The sequence below is a fragment of the Amycolatopsis sp. H20-H5 genome (assembly GCF_035828755.1).
Taxonomy (GTDB): domain Bacteria; phylum Actinomycetota; class Actinomycetes; order Mycobacteriales; family Pseudonocardiaceae; genus Amycolatopsis.
This window is the reverse complement of record NZ_JAYMZS010000279.1, coordinates 1-1,322: the sequence shown is the minus strand read 5'-3', so window position 1 is coordinate 1,322 and position 1,322 is coordinate 1. Positions and strand designations below refer to the sequence as shown.

Here is a 1,322-nt window from a genome sequence, read left to right as displayed (position 1 = left end):
GGTGGGGCGACGGCCGAAAGTCGTCGCCCCACCCTCGCCGCCGTGGTTCACCGGGTTCCGGATCGGTCTTCCTGCCGGCGTAGGCGATGGGCGCGAATACCCTTGTACGCCGCGTCGACGCCGATCACCGCGGGGATCGTCAGCAGCGCCGCTCCCCAGCCCAGCACGCGCGGCATACCGCCGCCCAGTAGCTCGGGGAACGGCGGGACGAGGAGGAAGAGCACGAGCATGGCCAGCTCGCACCCGACCGCGTAGGGCACCAGTTTGTTGCTCAGCAGCGGGATCCGCCCGACCCAGCGTGACTCGCTGCGGCAGGCGAACACGTTGGCCACCTGGCCCAGCACGATCGCGGCGAACGCCGTCCCGGAGGCGGTGACGAGCAGGCTGTCCGGCAGCGTCGCGCCGAACCGCCAGCCGCCCGCGACCAGCACCAGGAAGAACGCGGCCATGGACAGGATGGCTTCGGCCGGACCGAGCAGGCCGAAGGCCCGGAACGCGACCTTGCCGTCGATGAGGCTGCGGCAGCGCAGGGGACCGCGCATGGTCCGGCGGTTGGGTGGTTCGCCCCCGAGCGCGAGCGCGGGCAGCATGTCGGTGCCGATGTCCAGCGCGAGGACCTGCAGGACCGTGAGGGCGACCGGGATCGAGCCGCCGGACAGTGCCCACAGGACGAACGGCGTGAGCTCCGCGACATTGTCGGTGAGGTGATAGGTGAGGAAGCGGCGGATGTTGGCGAAACTCGCCCTGCCCATCTCAACCGCGATGACGATGGTGCCGAAGTTGTCGTCGAGCAGGACGAGGTCGGCGGCCTCACGGGCGACGTCCGTGCCGGAAGCCCCCATCGCCACGCCGATGTCGGCGGTGCGCAGGGCCGGTCCGTCGTTGACCCCGTCCCCGGTCATCGCCACGACATGGCCCCGCGCCTGCAACGCCTTGGTGATACGGAGCTTGTCCTCCGGGGTGACCCTGGCGATGACCGTGCCGTCGTGGTCGAGCAGTTCGCCGAGTTCCGTCTCGCCGGAGGGCAGATCGGAGCCGGAGACCACTGCTCCACCCGGCAGCAGGAGGCCCACCTCCCGGGCGATGGCGGCGGCGGTCCCCGGGTGGTCGCCGGTGACCATCGCGAGCTTGATACCTGCTTCACGGCAGCGGGCGATCGCCTCGCCGACGTCCGCGCGGGGCGGGTCCTGCAGGCCGACGAGCCCGAGGAGTTCGAGGTCCTGTTCGACGGCTCCGGGATCGTCCGACGGCGGGACATCTGCCCTGTGCGCGACCGCGAGCACGCGCAGTCCGCGTTCCGTCATGGCGGCCAGTGCCACCGC

General features: G+C 71.3%; 1 protein-coding gene. It reads right to left on the bottom strand.

Features of this window, described 5'->3' with window-relative positions; genetic code table 11:
* Positions 1-47: 47 nt before the first annotated feature.
* The coding region (locus QMK34_RS47465) for an HAD-IC family P-type ATPase (protein ID WP_326421626.1) at positions 48-1,322 on the bottom strand (1,275 nt) is incomplete at its 5' end.